The 20,566-nt window shown below is 50.9% G+C and carries 12 protein-coding genes; 11 read left to right on the forward strand and 1 reads right to left on the reverse strand.

Annotated features, from left to right (window positions below; translation table 11 throughout):
- Positions 1-26: 26 nt before the first annotated feature.
- The 3 genes from ODZ53_RS26285 (at position 27) to ODZ53_RS26295 (ending at position 2,496) form a co-directional block, all read left to right on the forward strand.
- Positions 27-485 (forward strand): DUF420 domain-containing protein, encoded by a 459-nt coding sequence (locus ODZ53_RS26285; RefSeq protein WP_015893213.1) that lies wholly within the window; start codon positions 27-29, stop codon positions 483-485.
- 38 nt (positions 486-523) lie between these two features.
- Positions 524-1,459, forward strand: a complete 936-nt coding sequence (cyoE, locus tag ODZ53_RS26290) for a heme o synthase (RefSeq protein WP_015893212.1) — start codon at positions 524-526, stop codon at positions 1,457-1,459.
- Between the two features lie 122 nt (positions 1,460-1,581).
- Entirely contained in the window at positions 1,582-2,496 is a 915-nt protein-coding gene (locus ODZ53_RS26295) for a COX15/CtaA family protein (RefSeq protein WP_015893211.1), read from the forward strand.
- 500 nt (positions 2,497-2,996) lie between these two features.
- Here ODZ53_RS26295 and ODZ53_RS26300 read toward each other — a convergent pair whose 3' ends face one another.
- Positions 2,997-3,746: a hypothetical protein gene (locus ODZ53_RS26300; protein WP_372681164.1), complete on the reverse strand. Its 750-nt coding sequence runs from the start codon at positions 3,744-3,746 to the stop codon at positions 2,997-2,999.
- A 172-nt stretch (positions 3,747-3,918) separates the two neighbouring features.
- Between ODZ53_RS26300 and ODZ53_RS26305 the strand changes: the two genes are divergently transcribed.
- The 8 genes from ODZ53_RS26305 (at position 3,919) to ODZ53_RS26340 (ending at position 20,457) form a co-directional block, all read left to right on the forward strand.
- Positions 3,919-5,160 carry an exonuclease SbcCD subunit D gene (locus ODZ53_RS26305; RefSeq protein ID WP_372681166.1) on the forward strand — a complete coding sequence of 414 codons (1,242 nt, stop codon included), beginning with the start codon at positions 3,919-3,921 and terminating at the stop codon, positions 5,158-5,160.
- Entirely contained in the window at positions 5,157-8,807 is a 3,651-nt protein-coding gene (locus tag ODZ53_RS26310) for an AAA family ATPase (protein ID WP_372681168.1), read from the forward strand. Before ODZ53_RS26305 ends, ODZ53_RS26310 begins: the two co-directional genes overlap by 4 nt.
- 15 nt (positions 8,808-8,822) lie before the next feature.
- On the forward strand, positions 8,823-12,320 hold the full coding sequence (gene addB / locus ODZ53_RS26315) for a helicase-exonuclease AddAB subunit AddB (RefSeq protein ID WP_372681170.1): 3,498 nt from the start codon (positions 8,823-8,825) through the stop codon (positions 12,318-12,320).
- Complete coding sequence (addA, locus tag ODZ53_RS26320) at positions 12,289-16,113, forward strand: helicase-exonuclease AddAB subunit AddA (RefSeq protein WP_372681172.1); 3,825 nt, start codon at positions 12,289-12,291, stop codon at positions 16,111-16,113. The genes addB and addA overlap by 32 nt, the downstream gene beginning before the upstream one ends.
- Before the next feature lie 553 nt (positions 16,114-16,666).
- Positions 16,667-17,134 (forward strand): DinB family protein, encoded by a 468-nt coding sequence (locus ODZ53_RS26325; RefSeq protein ID WP_372681174.1) that lies wholly within the window; start codon positions 16,667-16,669, stop codon positions 17,132-17,134.
- 117 nt (positions 17,135-17,251) lie between these two features.
- Positions 17,252-18,673: a branched-chain amino acid transporter BcaP gene (bcaP, locus tag ODZ53_RS26330; RefSeq protein ID WP_372681177.1), complete on the forward strand. Its 1,422-nt coding sequence runs from the start codon at positions 17,252-17,254 to the stop codon at positions 18,671-18,673.
- A 117-nt stretch (positions 18,674-18,790) separates the two neighbouring features.
- The gene (locus tag ODZ53_RS26335) at positions 18,791-19,309 is read left to right on the forward strand and encodes a ribonuclease FAU-1 family protein (RefSeq protein ID WP_173607441.1); all 519 of its coding nucleotides are present in this window, start codon (positions 18,791-18,793) and stop codon (positions 19,307-19,309) included.
- A gap of 245 nt (positions 19,310-19,554) precedes the next feature.
- Positions 19,555-20,457 (forward strand): Ig-like domain-containing domain, encoded by a 903-nt coding sequence (locus ODZ53_RS26340; protein WP_142496966.1) that lies wholly within the window; start codon positions 19,555-19,557, stop codon positions 20,455-20,457.
- The last annotated feature ends 109 nt before the right edge of the window (positions 20,458-20,566 follow it).

Consider the following 20,566-nt stretch of genomic DNA (forward strand, 5'->3'; position numbering starts at 1 on the left):
AAACGTTTGTTGAATGAGGTGAAAAAATGGGGCTCATCTTGCCTACGGTAAGTACGACTTTTATCGTTATTAGCGGAATTCTCGTTGCAATTGGCTGGTACGCCATTGCGAAAAAGCAAGTAGATAAGCATATGAAGATTATGAAATGGGCTGCAATCTGTGCCACGATCTTCTTTATCACTTATGTTTCCAGAACGGCGTTTATCGGAAACACGCATTTTGGCGGACCTGACAGCATCAAGCCAATCTATCAGACGTTCTTGTTCTTCCACATCGTCCTGGCAACAGTCGGTGGTGTGATGGGTCTGATTACACTCAGGTACGCTTACACGAAAAACTATGCTTCACATCGGAAGATCGGTCCTTGGACGTCCATTGTCTGGTTTGTCACTTCCATTACGGGAGCTGCGGTTTATCTGCTACTGTACTGGATTTATCCAGGTGGCGAGACGTCTGGCGTGCTGGATGTCATTTTTGGTAAGTAATCGGATGTTCAGATAGAAGGAAACAGGAGGTACAAAACGTGGACCAGCAAATGACCGTGCAGGAATCGCTTGATGCCGATGCTTCTTTGCAGACACAGCCGGTAGGGCCAGCTACCTTTCGGGATTACGTACAACTGACGAAGCCAGGTATTACTCTGTCAAACTTGATGACCACTTTTGCTGCTTTATGGTTAGCGTCCTACGGTTATCCGAACTGGAAACTGGCTTTTTTCACCATGCTGGGAACCGCTTTGGTCATTATGTCGGGTGCGGCTTTAAACAATTTCTACGACCGTGATCTGGACAAAAAAATGAAGCGGACGCAACATCGGGGGGTAGCGACTGGAAGAATATCTGCACGTAACGCAATCCTCTTAGGAATTGGTCTGCTCTTGGCAGGGGTTACTGTGCTGGCTGTATATGCGAATCCCTTGGCGGCGGTCTGGGGATTGATCGGCCACATTTTTTACGTGCTGATTTACACGCCGTTGAAACGAGTGACAACTCTCAATACGGTGATTGGTGGTATTTCAGGTGCAGCTCCTCCCGTGATTGGGTGGGTAGCAGTAACAGAGACCATGGACATGACTGCTTGGCTGTTGTTCCTGGTTTTGTTCTTGTGGCAGCCTCCCCATTTTTTGGCGTTGGCCATGTTAAAAACAGAAGAATACCGTGCAGGTAATCTGCCGATGCTACCTGTAGTAAAAGGCTTTGCCGAGACGAAGCGGCAAATGGTGCTGTGGGGTTCGGTGTTGTTCCCGGCTTCTTTGCTGCTTTTCATCCATGGTAGCCTAGGCTTTGTGTATTTGCTCGTCATGGGTGTGATGGGGATTGTGTACATGGTTCTGCTTTTCCAAGGGTTCAAAACCAAGGATGATCTTGCTTGGGCACGCAAACTGTTCGGCTACTCCATCCTTTATTTGACAGTGTTTTGTGCAGCGATCGTCATTAGTACCATGGTCAACTATTATTGACACGAAACACTCACTAAATGTTCACGGAACATCCCTTGCTTAGCAGGGGATGTTTCATTATCGTAAAAGAGGAAATAGAACGAGGTGTTGTTTGATCCTCACAAGAAACAGGGTGACTTACTATGGGAAAATGGCTGAAGCCATTAGCTTTTCTTGCTACCTTGATCATGTTTATCGTGATGGTAGCCGGTTCGCTTGTTACAAAGACAGAATCAGCACTCGGCTGTGGAAATGACTGGCCGCTGTGCAACGGTAAATGGGTTCCAGAATACACGTTGGCATCCATTATTGAATATTCTCATCGCCTGATTACAGGTGTTGCCGGTATTGTTGTCGCGATTTTCTCTGTACTTTGCTGGCGCTATTACAAAAACAACCAAGAAGTTCGCAATCTCGCTATTTTTGGTTTGTTTTTCATCGTAGTGGAGTCCATTCTCGGCGCTTCTGCCGTTATTTGGCCACAGTCCTCATCTGTCTTGGCTCTGCACTTTGGATTCTCTTTGCTTGCTTATACAGGCGTGTTCTTGTTGAGTGTGTTCGTTTATCAGCGGGAAAAAACGCAAAGCTTGGTGAAAACGACCGTCTCAAAAGGCTTCCGCAACTGGATGTGGTTCGTCGCTATTTATACATACGCGGTCGTTTATCTCGGAGCGTATGTCAGACATACGGGTTCAAGTATGGCATGCAGTGACTGGCCACTGTGTCAGGGACAGGTCATCCCAGAGTTGTACGGACAGACTGGTATTCATTTTGCACACAGAATCGCTGCGTTGGTGTTGGGATTCTTGTTGTTGGGGACAATGATTTACTGCATACGTCATTTCAAAGAAAAACGACGTGACTTGTACGGTGCAAGTATCCTGAGCTTTATTCTTTGCATCGCGCAGGTGTTCAGCGGCGGCTTCGTAATTATCTACAAGCTTCACCTGTATGCTACTCTGACGCACTCGATGATCATCACGATTTTGTTCGGGATCATCTGCTACATGTGTTTGCAGACGTTGAAGTCACCGACAAATGAAAAGCTGAGAAGATAAGAGGAAAAGCTGCGCTCCTAATTCGTGGGAGGGCAGCTTTGTTTTATTTGATGTGGCTGTGGTGGGGGGAAGAAGTGCATTTCCAGTCTGCGCTTCGGCCTACGCCCCGCAAGGGGGGATTCACTGTCCGCTAAGAAATAAATGGCGGGAGCGCTTCAAACGTTGAAGTTTCGAGGAGGGATCTCATAAGTGAAGCTGAAATTCCCCGCCATTTATTTCTTAGCTGGGTAGGGCTCCAGAGGCGCTTGGACTGGAAATGCACTTCTTCCTACGCGACTTTTAATTAAACATCTTGTGAGTAAATTCAAGAAGCTTCTTGTCATACTTTCACAATGATGTAAAAGCATCGGCTCAGATACACAGCTGTTGGAAGTCTGTCACATGTTCGGAAGGAGACCGCCCGAACGCAGAGAGGAAAAAGGCGACTGGAGAACATGTGGCAGGACTTCTCCCCACTACGACGGATAGAAGACAACGCATTTACATACCGAACCGTCAGGCTATTGCCCAGACGGTTTTTCAACATTCAGTGGAACAAAAACACCATTTTCCCAATGATACATTTGCAAAGTAGTCTCGGGCTTGCCCGGCAGTAGTTCACCTGTATCAGGGTTTAGCTCCTGCTTCGTTTGCCAGTGGTAGAGCAATGGGTTTGCTTCGTCATTATGTACGATTTGATAACTGCCGACAGTCCGGAAAAGTTGACCACCCGGCACTGAAACCGTTTCCCGCAGCAGCCCTTCCCATGCTTTGACCAGACGACCTTTGTCCAAATACCACAGATTCGCCTCGTATACTGATACACCTGATCCGCCAGTGTGCTGGACTGTTTCAAAAACCCGTTTTCCTGCGAGCAGACGTGGTTCATCTTCCGTGTCCTTGTCGATCTCAGAGGAATTTACTTCACGCGTATAGTCCCAATGGTCCAATTGCAGACGTGGTGGATTCCATTGCTCTTCCGCGATGAGGGCATATGTATGATCTGGCTTTTGATCCAAAATGTAAAAGTTACCGATATGTACGCTGCCGTTATGCTTAGCGACAATTTCTGGCTCTGGATCATCATCGAGATTGACGAGCTGAAAATCAAAGTTGTCGGTAACAACTGGGGCTTTGGCTTGCTTGTTAATCCAATCCAATACTTGGGTCTTGGTAGGCGTCTTGGAGTCAAGGGAAGAGGGGGCAGTGAGGACGAGACTGGAGGCGGCAAGTCCTACTGTCAGGTTGAGAAACAGGCGGGAATTACGCAACGGTAACGAGCTCCTTTCCGGGATGAGATCGATCAATCATGACCCTTTCAGTTGGAAGACGAGCAGTCGGGAGCAAAAGTTACGGAGAAGTGGAGTAAATTTCAACCGCGAACAGCGCTGTCTTTTGTTACAATGAAAAGCAAACACATGATCGTGGAGAGTGATAGTAGCTATGCGGATATTACATACAGCCGATTGGCATTTCGGGCGGCAACTGGAAGGGCGGGACCGCCGTATTGAGCAAGTGGCGTTTGTGGACGAGCTTTGTCACATAGCGGATGAGCAGGAAGTGGACTTGGTGCTCATTGCTGGGGATGTGTACGACTCGGTCAATCCGCCTGCTTGGGCGGAAGAGCTTTTTTATGATGCATTGGAGCGCTTGTCTTCGGAAGGCAGGCGAGGTGTTGTCGTGATCGCCGGGAACCATGACCAGCCTGAGCGGGTGCGGGCAGCAGCGCCGCTTGCCACAAAGCACGGGATCGTTTTGTTGGGGTTGCCGAAGGAAGCGCCATTGCTGACACAGGAAGCATCGGCTGATCGCGTGCAAATTGTGCAGGGAGGACCTTCTTGGCTGGAAATGAAGATTCCTGGTTGCTCTGCGAATGCGATCATTTTGGCATTGCCATATCCTTCTGAATCGCGATTAAAGGAGCTATTGAGCGAAAGCTTTACCCAGGAGCAGATGCAGCTTGCTTTTTCCGAGCGCATTGCACAATTACTTGCTGATCTGTCTGTTCATTTTCGCGAGGATACGGTCAATCTGGTCACGAGTCACTTGTTTGTCATGGGCGGTAAAGAAACGGATTCCGAACGACCGATTCAAATTGGGGGAGCGTTGACTGTATCGCCGCAGGCTTTTCCGAAGAACGCTGATTATGTGGCACTCGGCCATCTTCATCGACTGCAAAAGCTCAGTGACAAGCCGTTGGTTCGTTACAGCGGCTCACCGATTTCGTACAGCTTTTCTGAAGCAGGACAGAGCAAGGCGGTCGTACTGGTCGAGGTGGAGCCGGGACAAGAAGTGCGTGAGGAGATCATTTATTTGACGAGCGCACGGCCATTGGCACGTTGGAGGGCGACAGAGGGAATCGAGCAAGTAGAGCGCTGGTTGGAAGAGGGACGCGATGCAGGGGCGTGGATTGACTTGGAACTGCATGTGTCTGGTGTGATCGACCCGGCAGAATTTCAGCGTGTCCGCAAGCTATCGGATGATTTCTTGAAAATACAGCGTGTTGTCGTGAGGGAAGAGCGTGAGGAAGAAGAGGAACAGCGGGTCGAGCTGACAGAGCTTTCGTCCGATCAATTGTTCAAGCGCTTCTATGAACGAAGACGGGGAGCAGAGCCGGATGAGCAGCTCGTGGCCTTGTTCCAGCGTCTATTGGCAGAAACCGGAGGAGAGGGGGAAGAAGAGTGAGACCGATACGATTGAAGCTGGCAGGGATGCACAGCTACCGAGAAATACAAGAGGTCGATTTCGAAGTGCTATGCCAGGCGGGACTGTTTGGGATTTTTGGCCCGACTGGAAGCGGGAAATCGACGATTCTGGATGCCATCACGCTTGCGTTGTACGGGCAGGTCGTCCGGCTGGGCGGGGGTAATCACCCAAAAGAAGTGCTGAACCAACTGGAGCAGCGCGTTTTCGTTTCCTTTACCTTTGAGCTGGGTACTGGCGATGAACGCAAGCAATATACGGTGGAACGGGAATTTGGTTTGGATAAAAAGGGGAACAAGCGACAACCGGAAGTGAGGCTGATTCAGTCGGGAGCCTTGACCGGAGAGCCGGATGTCGTATTGGAGTCCAAAGCCACGTCCGCGACAGCTGCGATTGAGGCACTGATTGGTCTCACTTTGCAGGACTTTACCCGGGCGGTCGTTTTGCCACAAGGTCAATTTTCTCGCTTTTTGACGCTGAAGGGCAGTGAACGCAATGAAATGCTGCAACGAATGTTCCGCCTACATATATATGGGGAAAAGCTGAGTGAACGCGTACGGCACGCGTTAGAGCAGGTCAAGGAACAGATGCATCGCTTGCAGCTGGCGAGTGCAGCACTGGGTGACGCAGGTCCGGAAGCCTTGGAGCTGGCGAGACAAACGTGGGAGGAAGCTGCGCAAAAAGAGCAGGAATTCACCCAGCAAAAACAGGAGCTGGCAGGGAAGCTCAAGGAGCTGGAGCAGCTTAACCAATGGCATCAGGAGCTATTGCACGTCCAGGTGCAACTACAGCAGCAGGGAGCAAATGAAGCGGAAATGGCAACCCTCACTGCAAAGATTCGCGAGTGGGAGTCGAGTATTCGACTGTGGCCATTACTCCAGCAATATGAGCGCTTGGATCAGGAATGGCATGCGACCGGTGCGGGATTGGAACGCAGCCGCGAGCAACAGGAGAGCGCACGTTTGGCCGTAGAGGAGGCAGAGCAAGCGTATCAGAAGGTTCAAGCCGAGTTGGCTGTACAGGAGCCGTTACTGATTCAGCAAAAGGGTAGGCTGGTACAGGCACAGGAGTGGGAAGAGGAGCTAAAGGCGATCCGGGAAGAGTGGACAGGTCTGGAACGTGAGTGGAACGAAGTGTCGGTTGCCTTGACCAACATAGAACAACAGCTGGAAAAGGATGAGGCCGACTTAAAAAACTGGGAGCTTGCGTGGGCGGAACTGCAAGAACAGATGAAGCAGGTCACGATCTCTCCTGAATGGCGAGCGCAAATAGGAGCGGCCAGAGAAGCGAAGCAGCAGTGGGAGCGGGACCATGCCAAGGTACGTGAGCTGGAAAAAGAACAACTTACAGCACAGCAGCAAATTCAGGCGGCAACCCATACTGCCGATGAGCACAAACGCAGTTGGGAAGCGTGTGCGAATCGCTTGGCACAAAAAAGAGAAGAGCTGGTAGCACCAGCTGACTCGGCTTTGATGAGTGAAGCAGAATGGGAGAAAGCAAGAAATGTCCTGGCAGATATGAAGCAGGTAGGTCGCCAGTGGCGGGAAGTATTACAGGCTTTCTCAGCCTGGCAGGAGAAGTCGCAACATATTGTCCAGGAGCGTAAGCAGTTGGAGGAGCGCAATCAAGAGCTGACTCGGGCGGTAGAGGCAAGCGAAGCACTTGTGAAGAGTCAACTGGCCCAACGAGATGAGCAGCGCCAGGAATGGGAACGCTGGCAGCAGGAAAACATGGCGCGATTTTTGCGCGAACGTTTAGAGGAAGGCAAGGAGTGCCCGGTATGTGGTTCCGAACACCACCCACACGGCCACCAGAACCATCCAAAAGCATCTGAAGCGGGAACAGAGGGTGATGCCCTGCGTGCTCGAATCAAAGCGTCAGAAGAGGCATTGCGTGCGGCTGAACAAGAAGCAGGCAAGACCAAGGAAGCTTGGTTGGCAGCAAAGGGAGCGCTTGCTGCTTTTGATGAGCGCCTTGCAAGCGTAAAGGCTGAACAGGAACAGCTGGACGCGCGCTTGGAAGCGATCAAGGCAGAGTGCAGCGGGTACGGACAGCCTTGGATCGTGGATTCTTTTGAAGAGCTGATCGCCGTCTATCAGCGCGAGGAAAAAGAACTGATTGCGAAGCAAGCGGAAAGAGAGCGGCTAAAAGCAGAGCGTGAGCAATTGCAGCAGCAGCTAGAGGCCTTGCGTGAGGAAGAAGCGGAAAAGAAACGCTTGATGGAGCGGAGCTCGCTGTTGCTCGAACAGGCACAGAAGACGATCCATGACAATAAAGCTCGTCTGGACGCTGCATCCATGCAAGAAAAGCAATCCAGAGAAGAGCTGGACGCGAAGCGCAATGAGCTTCCCATTGAGGAAATTGAACAGCGGTACGAGGAAATCGGAAAATCAGATCGCCGTTTGGCAGAATTGCAGCAGGTGCGATCAGAGAAAGAAGCGTTGCGCGGAAAGCTGATGATGCAGGTAGAAGCCGCCAAGTCGCGCAAGGTAGAGGGAAAATCACGGGAAGCGGCGCTGAAGGAGAAGCTGGAAGATAGAAAGCGCATGTGGGAACAAAAGCAAGCTCAATGGCTGGAGCGTACGGGAGGACTTACTGCGCAGGAATGTTTGATGCGGGTAGAGGATTCTCTCCTCGGTTTACGTCAGGCAGTCACGCTGGCAGAGACAAAGCGCAAAGAGACCTCCGAAGCGCGTGAAACGGTGCAAAACAATTTGGTCAAGTATTCGGAGACGCTGGCGATCCTCACACGGCAACGCACGGAAGCTCATGAGACCTTGTACCAAGGCTTGCAGGAAACAGGTCTCGGCACTGTCGAGTATGTACGGGAACGGTACTCGGAGCGCGAGCAATTGCCACAGGCACAGGAGCAAGTCGAGGCTTACACGAGAATCGCAGGGCAGCTTCGTTATGAGGAAGAACGGCTGCAACAAGCTATAGCAGGCCGTTCGTTTACGCAGGAAGAGCTCACCACCGCAAAAGAGGCGTGGGATCAATGGGAGCAAGCCTTCCAGGAGGCGCAAAAGCAAGTCGCTGTCGCCAAAGAGCATGTGGATCGGATGGAAAAAAATCATGACAAATGGCAAGAGCTTCACAAAGAGATGTTACAGCAGCAGGATGAACAGAGCCGCTTGGAAGAGTTGAAAAAATTGTTTGAAGCTAAGGCGTTTGTCCAGTTCATTGCGGAGGAAAAACTGGTATCAATCGCAAGAGACGCTTCCTATCACCTGAAGCGGATGACCGCCAATCGTTACGGACTGGAAATCGGCGACGAGGGCGAATTTGTTTTGCGGGATGAGGGAGCTGGTGGAATGCGCCGTCCAGTAAGCACATTGTCTGGCGGGGAAACATTCCTAACCTCCTTGTCGCTGGCTCTTGCCCTGTCGATGGAGATTCAAATGCGTGGCGGACGCCTGGAGTTTTTCTTCCTGGACGAAGGCTTTGGAACACTCGATCCGGAGCTTTTGGAAGTCGTTATGGATGCGCTCGAGCGACTGCGCATGGACGATTTCACCATCGGAGTCATTAGCCACGTCCCGGAAATACGTGTGCGCATGCCGCGTCGTCTGGTCGTGACACCAGCAGAACCGATGGGAAAAGGAAGCATGCTGCATCTGGAAATGGAGTAGGGAAGGGGAAAAATCATGGCAGTCCAATTTATACTGGGACGGGCAGGGACGGGGAAGACAGAATCGATTCATCGGCAGATGCAAGCCCGGCTGCGGGAAAAGCCGTTGGGTTCGCCTATGATTCTGCTCGTGCCAGAACAGGCAAGCTTTCAAGAAGAGTATGCGCTCGCTACACTGCCAGAGCTGGGCGGTGTGATGGGGACGCAAGTGCTCAGCTTCGGTCGATTGGCTCACAGGCTCATGCAGGAGCTAGGCGATCTGACTACCGTGCCTGTCGACGATCTGGGTAAGCATATGGTTTTGCGCATGCTTTTGGAGCGGCACAAGGAGGAGCTGAACGTTTTCGGACGTTCGGCGACACAGCCTGGATTTGCTGCTCAGCTCGGTCGCTTGATTAGCGAGTGCAAATCGTATGGGGTATCCTTCACCCATTCCGAGAATGTGGAATGGGGAGGAGCCAATCTCAATCAAAAAATACATGACCTTCGCTTGATTATAAATGCGTACGAGGCTTACTTGTCAGAGGGGTATTGTGATGCGGACGACATCCTGAACCGAGTGGCCACGATGGTGCGTGATTCCATGTACATCAAGCAGGCTGAAATATTTATCGATGGCTTTACCGGGTTTACGAATCAAGAGCTGCGCTTGATCGAGCAGTTGATGCAGCACGCGAAGCAGGTGACGATTGCGCTGACGCTGGACCCGAATGAACGTGACGCCTCTGTGGATGAACTGGGGCTTTTTCACCCTACGCTGCGAACGTATCAAGCCTTGACACTGATGGCGCGTGAATCGGGTGTATCCATCACCAAGCCGCTTTTATTGACCGAGGCACAGCGATTCAAGAGCAGTCCGTGGCTGCGTCAGGTCGAGCAAGTGTATTTCCAATGGGGAGACCCGCCGATCCCGGATCAGCCCGGACGTGCTGACGAAGTGACGATGCTCTCAGCAGTGAACAGGCGGGCAGAGGTTGAGGCTGTGGCCTTGAAGCTCCTGACTCTGTCGAGAGAAGAGGGATATCGCTGGAAGGACATGGCGATTTTGCTTCGGGAAATCGGGACGTACGCTGATGAGATTTCGGCTGTGTTTACCGAATACGGCATCCCGCACTTTCTGGACCAGAAGCGCTCCGTCATGCACCATCCCTTGGTAGAGCTGGTGCGATCGGCATTGGAGGTCATTGTTACGAGGTGGCGGTACGACGCTGTTTTCCGCTGCTTGAAAACGGACCTGCTCCTGCTGGATATCACTGATGAGCATACAGCTCGCAAGGAAATCGACCGGCTGGAAAACTACGTATTGGCTCATGGTGTCTTTGGCTATCAATGGGCAGAAGAATCTCCTTGGCATTTCCGTGGGCAGGCAGGCGCTGAGGAAGACGCGCAAATCGATGAGTTGAGACGCAAATACGCAGCGCCGCTCCTGTCCTTTGAAAAAGAGATGAAGCAAGCAACGGGTCAAAACGTACAGGAAATGACCCTTGCCCTGTACAACCTCCTAATCGCGCTGGATGTGCCTAACAAGCTGGAGCATTGGCAGCGAAAGGCGGAAAATGACGGCGATCTCGATGCAGCACAGGTGCATGGACAAGTATGGACAGGATTGATCGAGCTGATGGATCAGGTCGTGGAGGTCATGGGTGACGAGAGCATGGACCTGGCGACATTTGCCCGTGTGCTCGACAGCGGTCTGGAGACGATTGAATTGGGACTCGTTCCCCCGGCACTGGATCAGGTGCTGATCGGGGCGATGGAGCGCTCCCGTCAACCGGATGTCAAAGCTCTGTTTTTGCTTGGTGTAAACGAGGGCATTATTCCGTTGCGTCCAAAAGAAGAAGGAATTCTGGATGAGGCGGAACGTGAGCGACTGGCTGAAATGGGCATGTCTCTGGCACCGAGTGCAAAGCAAAAGCTGATGGCTGAGCCTTACCTGCTGTACCAGGCGATGACGAGACCGTCGGAGAGGCTGATCCTGAGCTGTGCGTTGGCGGATGAAGAGGGCAAGGCACTGCTGCCGTCCTCTGTGTTCACCCGCATCCGGGAAGTGCTACCGGATATTTTGCATCAGGTGTTTTATAACGAACCGACGGGGCAGCACGAGACAGATGCATTCCTGCTCGGACATCCGAGGCGTGTGTTCCGCCACCTTTTGACGCTATTGCGATCGATGAAGAAAACAGGAGAGCTGCCTGAATTCTGGTGGGAGGTATACGACTGGTATATTCGCGCTTCTCCCGATGTCAAACGGGAGCAGTGGCTGTTGTCCGGCTTGCGCTATTTCAACCGACCTCAGGAGCTGAATTTGGAAACGAGCACGACTTTGTACGGCAAACAACTAAAAATGAGCGTATCTCGTCTGGAGCGGTTCCAGTCATGTCCGTTCTCGCATTTTTCTTCCCACGGTCTCAGATTGGCTGAGAGAACGATGTACAAGCTGGAGCGTTTCGATGTGGGAGAGCTGTTCCACGCTTCACTCAAGCGGGCCGTTGAAAAAATGAACGAAGATAATCTGGAGTGGAGCAAGCTGACGGAAGACAATAGCATGGAGCTTGCAAACGTGGTTGTAGAAGAACTGGTTCCTGCGACTCGCAGCAGCATTTTGACGCGGACAGCCCGGTATCGTTATTTGTCCGGCAAGCTGAAGCGAGCAGTTGGACGCGCGATTTACGTACTTGGGGAGCATGCGAAGCGCAGCCGTTTTGCCCCAGTAGGGCTGGAGGTTTCGTTTGGGCCAAATTCAGATTTGCCGGGATTGGCTTTAACGCTTGAAAATGGCGTGGAGCTTCAGTTAATCGGACGGATTGACCGTGTTGACCAATCACTGGATAGTGAGGTCCCGTATCTGCGCGTGATTGACTACAAGTCCAGTCCCAAGCAGTTATCTCTCTCGGATGTGTGGAACGGTCTGAATTTGCAACTACTCGTCTATTTGGATGTCGTCGTGGCAAATGCCGAGGAATGGTTGGGGAAAAAAGCCGAAATGGGAGGCGTTTTCTACTACCAGGTAGCGGATCCTTTTGTGACGGCAAAACGCTTGCTAACGGCAGACGAGGCGGCAAAGGAGCGGGCAAAGCGTTTGCGCATGAAAGGCTTGATGCTCGCAGACCCAGAGCTGGCACGAATGATGGATGGCTATGTAGAGCAAGGGGCGTCAGAGCTGGTGCCATTTGAAATCAAAAAGGACGGAACGCTTTCCTCACGATCTTCCGTGGCAACAGTCGAGCAATTCCAAGCTTTGACCTCCTATGTTCGCGATACTGTGAAGCAAATCAGTACGCGCATGACCAACGGGGAAATCCAGATCGAACCGTACACGAACGGGACGATGACCGCTTGTGATTACTGTTCGTACAAGCCGGTATGCAAGTTTGATGGAGATGCGGGCGGGAATGAGCACCGACAGCTTGCCAAATGGAACAACAAGCAAATATGGAGCATGCTGGCAGAGCAGCAGATGGCAGGAGAAGGAGGTATGACCGATGGCGGATCAACAATTGCAGGCCAAGCCTGAACAATGGACGGACGAGCAATGGCAAGCGATTATTCAGCGCGGGAATAATCTCCTGGTGGCTGCTGCGGCTGGCTCTGGGAAAACCTCAGTCCTGGTTGAGCGGATTATCCGACGCATCATGGACGAGAAGGACCCGGTTGGAGTCGATCGACTGTTGGTGGTGACCTTTACCAATGCGGCAGCGGCAGAGATGCGTCATCGGATTGGCGATGCCTTGCGAAAAGCATTGAAAGATGACCCGCACTCTTCTCATCTCCGCCGACAACTGGCACTGCTCCAGCGGGCGACGATTACGACACTTCACTCATTTTGCTTGGGGATTTTGCGCCAGTATTACTATCTGATTGAACTCGATCCTGATTTTCGCATTGCCGATCAGATGGAAGGGGAGCTTTTGCGTCAGGATGTCTTGGAGGAACAGCTGGAGAGCTGGTATGAGAATGACGCGGACTTTCATGCATTAGCTGATGTGATGCTGGACGGTCAGGATGACCATGCCCTCACCCTGTTGCTGCTCAGGTTGTATGAGTTTTCGCGCAGTCATCCGGCACCAGAACAATGGCTTGGGGAAGCGGCAGGAATGTTTGCGGTTCACGATAAAAACGGCCTGGACGGGCTGGAGTGGAGTAGAAGCGTGCTGCGTTCTGTGGAGCTGGCACTCGGTGGAATGACCGCTAAGATGCGCAGGGCAGTTCTTTTGGCTGGCTCATCGGAAGGGCCTGCTGGCTATTTGCCTTTGCTTGAAGCGGAGGCGGCTGCCCTGGACCGTGCAGGAGCGGCTTGCAGAGATGGCTGGGAAGCGACCGCCGAAGCGATTCGAGGAGTTGTTTTTGCCAAGCTTCCTCCGGTGAAAGGCACAGATCCGCTCGTGAAGGAACAGGTGCAAGACCTGCGAAACAGTGTGAAAAAGGAACTGGCAGAGCAAATCGAGCAGTACTTTTCTACGCCAGCCGAGCAGTACGTCGCGGACTTGCAGCGGATTGCTCCTCACATGCAGACATTGGCTAGGCTGGTGACAGCATTTTCGGATGCTTTTCAATTGGAGAAGCGTTCACGTGGCTTGGTCGACTTTGGCGACTTGGAGCATCTGGCTCTGCGTGTTCTAACCGAAACGAATGAGTCTGGGGAGACTGTTCCTTCGTCTATCTCCACTCAATTGCGCGAACAGTTCGCTGAAGTACTGGTAGACGAATACCAGGATATCAATCTCGTGCAGGAAACAATCTTGCAAATGGTTTCCCGAGACGGAGCGAATGGTCACCCAGCGAATCGTTTCATGGTGGGTGACGTGAAGCAGAGTATTTATCGGTTCCGCTTGGCAGAGCCGAAGCTGTTTCTCGAAAAATATGTAACCTATCAAAAAGATGGTGATGTTGACGGAGCGTACACCGGACGGCGGATCGATCTGGCGGCGAACTTCCGTAGTAGAAGGGAAGTCGTAGATGCCGTTAACTTTTTGTTTCGTCAGATTATGTCTCACGGGGTAGGTGAGATCGGTTATGATCCTTCGGCGGAGCTGATCAACCGCGCGTCTTATCCTGAAGCACAGCCGAACCGTTTGCAGGCAGAGATGCATCTGATCGACCGGAATACAGCGATAGCAGAAGAAGGTCAGGTAGTTGCAGAGGCGACAGATGAGGGCGAAGCAGCTATTCCAGATGGAGAGTCCGCTGAGGAAGCGAGTGTGGCACAGCTGGAAGCACGCTTGATTGCCAGCCGTATTCGTCGCTGGATGGAGCCGGGCGAGGGAGAAGATCCGCTACTCGTTTTCGATAAAAAGGCTGGGGGAATGCGCCCGCTGGCCTATCGCGATATCGTTATTTTGCTTCGTGCAACCTCAGGCTGGGGGCAGACGATGCAAGAGGAGCTGCACGCAGCAGGAGTTCCTGTGTATGCGGAGCAGACTGCGGGTTATTTTGCGGCGACTGAGGTAGAAACGATGCTCTCCTTGTTGCGTGTCATTGACAACCCGCTCCAAGACATTCCATTGGCAGCTGTATTGCGATCACCTATCGTCGGTTTGCGGGAGGAGCAACTTGCTCAAATCCGCATTCACTACGCGACAGGGCCGTTTCACCAAGCTGTTCTTCAATATGCAGAAGAACGCCCGCCCCAAGAGTCGTGGGAGAAAAGACTGCGGCAGTTCTTTGGCCGATTGGATCTATGGCGGACAGAGGCTCGCAGAGGTGCTCTATCGGAACTGCTGACGACGCTGTACCGGGAGACAGGTTATCTCGATTATGTAGCGGCTCTGGAAAACGGTCAGCAGCGACAGGCCAACTTGCGTGCGCTCTATGATCGGGCGAGACAATACGAAGCTGGCTCCTATCGTGGTTTGTTCCGCTTTTTGCGCTTTGTCGACCGTCTGCAAGAAGCGGGCAATGATATGGGCGAAGCAAGAACCATCGGGGAAAACGAGGATGTCGTACGTATCATGACGATCCACAAAAGTAAGGGGCTGGAGTTCCCTGTTGTATTTGTGGCGGGCATGGGCAAGCAGTTTAATACGATGGATTTGAAAAGCCAGTTTTTGTTGCATAAAGATCTGGGCTTTGGCCCGATGGCTGTTGAGCCCTCCATGCAGCTGCGCTATCCGAGTCTGGCTGCGCTGGGCATCCGGCAAAAGCTGCGTCGGGATATGCTGGCTGAGGAAATGCGTGTGCTTTATGTGGCTTTGACGCGTGCACGCGAGAAGCTCATTCTTGTCGGTTCATCCAAGGATCTCGCAAAAAGTGTGACGGACTGGGGCAGACAGGATGACAGCGAGCGGCTCAGTGACGAAGACTTGATTCAGGCAAAGGGATACCTGGACTGGGTGGGGCGTGCGATGCTGCGACATCCAGGGGCAGGATTGCTGCGGGCATATCCAGAGCAACAAGGCTCAGGAGACGTAGTGAGAGTCAGAAGTGTGCCGGATGATTCGGTCTGGTCGTTTCACTTCTATCAGGCAGATGAGCTTCGTGCCCAAGGAGAGTCAGCCAACGACGAGGCGTCACTGTGGGAACGCATGACTAGGCGAGAGGCGATCGCGGAACGACCGTCTGATGACATTTTGCGAGAGATTGTCGACAGGAGATTAGGATGGCAGGACCCGCATCCAATTGCGCCTCGCGTAGCTGCGAAATGGAGTGTCAGCGAACTCAAGCGACATGCCAAAGTCAGCAAAGGCGGACAGCCACTTACACTGCCGTCGATTACGGAAAAACCAAAGTTTTTGTCTGAGCAAAAATCCAATCGACTGACAGCAGCAGAAAAAGGGACAATTACGCACTTAGTGTTCCAGCATCTCGATTTGAAACGTCCGCTGGATGAAGCAGATATTCAGGAGCAGGTGACGGCACTCGCGGCGCACCGCTTTTTGACTGACGAGCAGGTACAAGCTGTAGACGTTCCTCAGATCGCCCGATTCTTCGCTGATCCTTTGGGGCAGCGAATGAAGTCGGCGGCGGTCGTGCATCGAGAATTGCCATTTACTCTCGTGCTGCCTGCATATGAAGTAGAAGCGGAGTTGGGTGAAGAGAGCGACGAGCAGGTTGTCGTCCAAGGGGTCATTGATTGCCTGTTGGAGGAACCGGATGGAAGCCTGGTTCTGATCGATTTCAAGACAGATTGGATGGCAAAAGAGGCGACCGCCGTAGCCATGAAAGAGATGAAGCGAAGATACGAAGGCCAGATCAGGCTATACGTCCGAGCGATCAAGCAGATCATCAAGCCAAAAGGGAACGTGTCTAGTTATCTTTATTTACTCTCAGGTGGATTCTCTCTTTCGTTTTCGGATGAAAGCATGGATTAGTTTGTTGGACCGTCAGGGTTAATAGCTCTGGCGGTCTTTTTGTTTAGTAGAGCTGCTGTGGTGGGGGAAGAAGCGCATTTCCAGTCTACGCTTCGGCCTACGCCCCGCAAGGGGACTCACTGTCCGCTCCGGAAAAATGGCGGGAGCGCTTCAAACGTAGAAGTTTCGAGGAGGTTTTTCATAAGTGAAGCTTAAATTCCCCGCCATTTTTCCTGCGCTGAGGTGGGCTCCAGAGGCGCTTGGACTGGAAATGCGCTTCTTCCTACGCGGCTTTGATTAAAAAGAATTTAAGAAAGCTACTTTGCACTGACCTTCTAATATGATTTAGAAGCCAGAAGAGGATCAAAGCCATACGAAAGCACTGTCACATGTTTGGAAGGAGACCGCCCGAACGAAGAGAGGATACAGGCGACTGGAAAACATGTGGCAGGGCTTCTCCCGACCACTATGGTCAGAAGACAACCACTAAAAATCTCACGTAATAAGAACGTACGTGCTATTATTAGTTAGAATTTTCTTGCTCATCTACTCAAATAGATAAGGAGTGAACTCAATGAAGATGCTTTTCCAATATAACTGGCAGGTACGGGACGAGTGGATGGAATGGTGCAAGCAGCTTCCACCAGAAGAATTGCTGCGCGAACGTACAAGTGGGGCTGGCACAATTTTGTACACCTTGTTTCACATTGCTGACGTCGAGTATAGCTGGCTTCGGGGTGTACAAGGGAAGCCGGATGTTCAGGTGGCATACGAAGCGTACAAGACGCTAGAAAAAGTAAGAGAGCTATCAGATGCCTGGCGCCCAGAATTGCGTGATTTCATCGAGAGTTGGTCAGACGAGAGGGAGCGCGAATCGGTAAAGGTCGCCTGGGATGATGAAGTGTACACGAAGGGGGAGCTGCTTCGTCATGTTATCGCCCACGAGATTCATCACATGGGGCAGTTGTCTGTTTGGGCAAGAGAGCTCGGGATTACGCCTGTTTCCGCCAATGTCATTAGGCGCGGATTAACGCACAGGTAGCTCTAACAAACCTCGATCCAAGCTGCGCCTGTGCATAATTTTCCCCTTATCGGATCATACTCCAACTGTTTTCATTTACAGTTGAAAGTGAATGACCCGCTTGGGAGGTCGCACATGATGTCATGGAAAAATCAATTGCTGAGGAAAAAGTCAGTTGCGCAAATGCTGGAGCAGGTGGATAAAAAAGAAAGCTCTCTCAAAAAGTCATTAGGTGCTTTTGACCTGACAATGCTGGGCATCGGCGCGATCATGGGAACAGGGATTTTTGTGCTAACGGGGGTTGCCGCAGCCTTGCACGCTGGACCGGCACTTGTTTTGTCTTTTGTTATTGCGGCACTTGCCTGTGTGTTTGCCGCACTCTGCTATGCAGAATTTGCATCGACTGTTCCGGTGTCAGGAAGTGCTTATACATACAGCTATGCCGCATTTGGTGAGTTTGTCGCCTGGATGATCGGGTGGGACTTGATTCTCGAATACGGAGTAGCTTGTGCTGCAGTGGCAAGCGGATGGTCGGGGTATGCCCAGGGATTGCTAGCCGGGTTTAACATCCATCTGCCACATGCGCTCACGAGTGCGTTTGATGCATCGAAAGGAACGATCATTGATTTACCTGCGGTCCTCATCATTGTCATCATTTCAGCTTTATTGATGAAAGGGACGAAAGAGTCAGCGAGCTTGAATACCATCATGGTGTTAATAAAAGTAGCGGTAGTGGTCCTGTTCCTCGTCGTTGGGGTCAAGTATGTCAAGCCGGAAAACTGGAATCCATTTATGCCGTTTGGTTTTGCGGGAGTAGCGACCGGTGCCGCAACGGTGTTTTTTGCTTTTATCGGATTTGATGCGGTGTCTTCTGCGGCCGAAGAAGTGCGCAATCCCCAGCGCGACATGCCAATCGGGATCATCTGGTCCTTACTCGTATGCACAATTTTGTACATTGCTGTTTCACTGACATTGACAGGGATTGTTCCGTACTATTTGTTAAATGTCAAAAATCCGGTCGCGTTTGCGCTCAGCTATGTCAATCAGGACTGGGCAGCAGGCTTCATTTCGTTGGGAGCCATCGTCGGAATCACGACGGTTTTGTTAGTCATGATGTATGGACAAGCCCGGATGTTTTTTGCGATGAGCCGAGATGGCTTGCTCCCTGAGCTATTTTCGCACGTACATCCCCGCACACAGGTACCACAAAAGAGCACGCTTGTCGTGGCTGTATTAGTAGCAACCTTCAGTGGATTATTGCCCCTCTCCAGCTTGGCCCAGCTCACCAACATTGGAACGCTGTTTGCTTTTATTTTGGTCTCGGTTGGAGTGGTTGTACTGCGTCGCACACATCCGCAATTACCGAGGGCTTTTCGCGTCCCGCTTGTTCCGCTTTTTCCCTTGCTCTCGGTTCTCTTTTGCGGATATCTCGTTTTCAACCTGCCTACGCTGACCAAGTTCGGTTTTCTCGGTTGGCTGTCGGTAGGAGCAATCGTCTATTTTCTTTATGGGCGCAAACACAGTCGATTGGCAACAAAAGACGACTCCTCCCAAACATAAATGGCAGGTCATCCGTTTAGGCATGTTCAACGTGAGCATGTCTTTGTTTGCTATCTGACAAAACGCTCCTATTCATGGTAGAGTAAAAACAACCGAAACGACGAGGGAGGGCAGGCTATGAAGCGAAAACGAGCAGATCGACCTGGTTGGAGACGCGTGAAACGATTGGGCTACCAGCAAAAATGGGTAGAATCTTTATCTTTCTCAGGGTACACTGTCCGCCTGACTCTGGACGAAGTAAGTGAGCCTGCCTACATGCCTGTCGGGGATCAACTACTGTGTGTGGGCGATAGAGGATATGTGTACTTGCAGTATTTTCCCCATGGCCAAGCCTATGCCGTTACGAAAATGATGGATGAGTTAGGAAATACCGTGCAGTGGTATATCGATATTTGCCGGGGACATGGCAAGGACGAGAACGGGCATATCTGGTATGACGATTTGTACCTCGACATCGTGGTACTGCCGACAGGAGAAGTATATTTGCTTGATCAGGATGAGCTCGATGAGGCATTGAAAAAAGGCGTTATCACGAGCGAGTATCACCAGTTTGCCTCTGAGACCGCTGATCTTTTATTACGAAATATTTTGTCGGGCAAACGGGATGACTTTGATTTTCCGAATTTTTTTGTATAAACATATGAAAGAACGAAGGCGGTTGTTGCTTTCGTTCTTTTTTTGGTCGACGTACCGCTTTTTGGAGTGGAGACGGAGGAGGCCCGGAGTTTGCTTCGAGTTTTCTAATGTAGGAAGGTCACGATGGATGAAAGAGTTCCTAGTCCAAAATACCCGTATTTTTATTTCGTGTAAAAAACTGTATGTTACGCCTTAAAAATGAAATACGATTTTTATGTACACAAAAACTATTTTGGAGGAGAAGTATGAAGAGATTAGTTCAATCCTTACTCGCAGTAACACTCATGTTCAGTTTAACGCTAAACAGCAACAGCGTATCAGCAAAATCGGAGAAAGAAGAGCTTGGTGTACCGAATCAGTTCCTTGATGATGAGCAGCTAGAGGAAAATGACGCGAAATTCAAAAGTGAATACCAACTTGATAGCACGTATATTTCCGACGACCTAATCAGTTTTCCAAAGCCTGGGGATGTGTTCGTATCAGTTTCTAATCCTATTATTGCGCAGACAGATGTTCCTACAAACATTCGACCTGCGCTAACATTCCCGGTGCCAATTACTTTTGACAATGATCCGTCAACAGTAGTATCGCTCTATAAGGTTGAAGGAAAATCACCAGTCAGCGGAAAATTGGAGATTAGAAATAACACACTCTATATTCGTCCTGACAAGACTTTGGAATCCAATACGAAATATGCGATCGAGATTGACAAAGGAGCAATTGTAAGCACCATTGATTCTACTAAATCGATCGATAAGTATTTATTACAGTTTGTGACCAGCAACAACGAAGCGCCTATAGTAATCGATGTAAAGCCGTATGGAGAGGAAACAAAAGTGGATGTAGATGCGGTTATTACAATTAAGTATGATCGCAAAGTGATAAGTGGAACAAAGAAATTCCTATTAATGAATGACAATGGTGCGAAGGTTCCTGCAACTTTTACTGTCAGTAATGACACTGTAACGATCCAACCGAAAGCGCCTTTAAAAGATAATGTAGAGTACTACATAGATGTAGCCCAAGGAGCAGTAAAGGATACATCAGGGAATGAAAGCTATAAATATTTTTCCTTGTTTTCAACAGGCACCCCATCTGGTGGATGGGATGATCTAGAATTTGGTGACCTTTCAACAGAGGTTGAGTAGAAAAAGCATCTTCTTCTGACACCTCTGTTGCGACTGTTACTGGAAAAGGCAACAAGTGTATAGGGTGAAATGTTAAAGATAGAAGGGTTGTCTCTATTCCAGAGACGGC

Origin of the sequence: Brevibacillus sp. BD137, from assembly GCF_041644655.1 — a bacterium.
In the GTDB taxonomy this organism is placed as follows: domain Bacteria; phylum Bacillota; class Bacilli; order Brevibacillales; family Brevibacillaceae; genus Brevibacillus; species Brevibacillus brevis_D.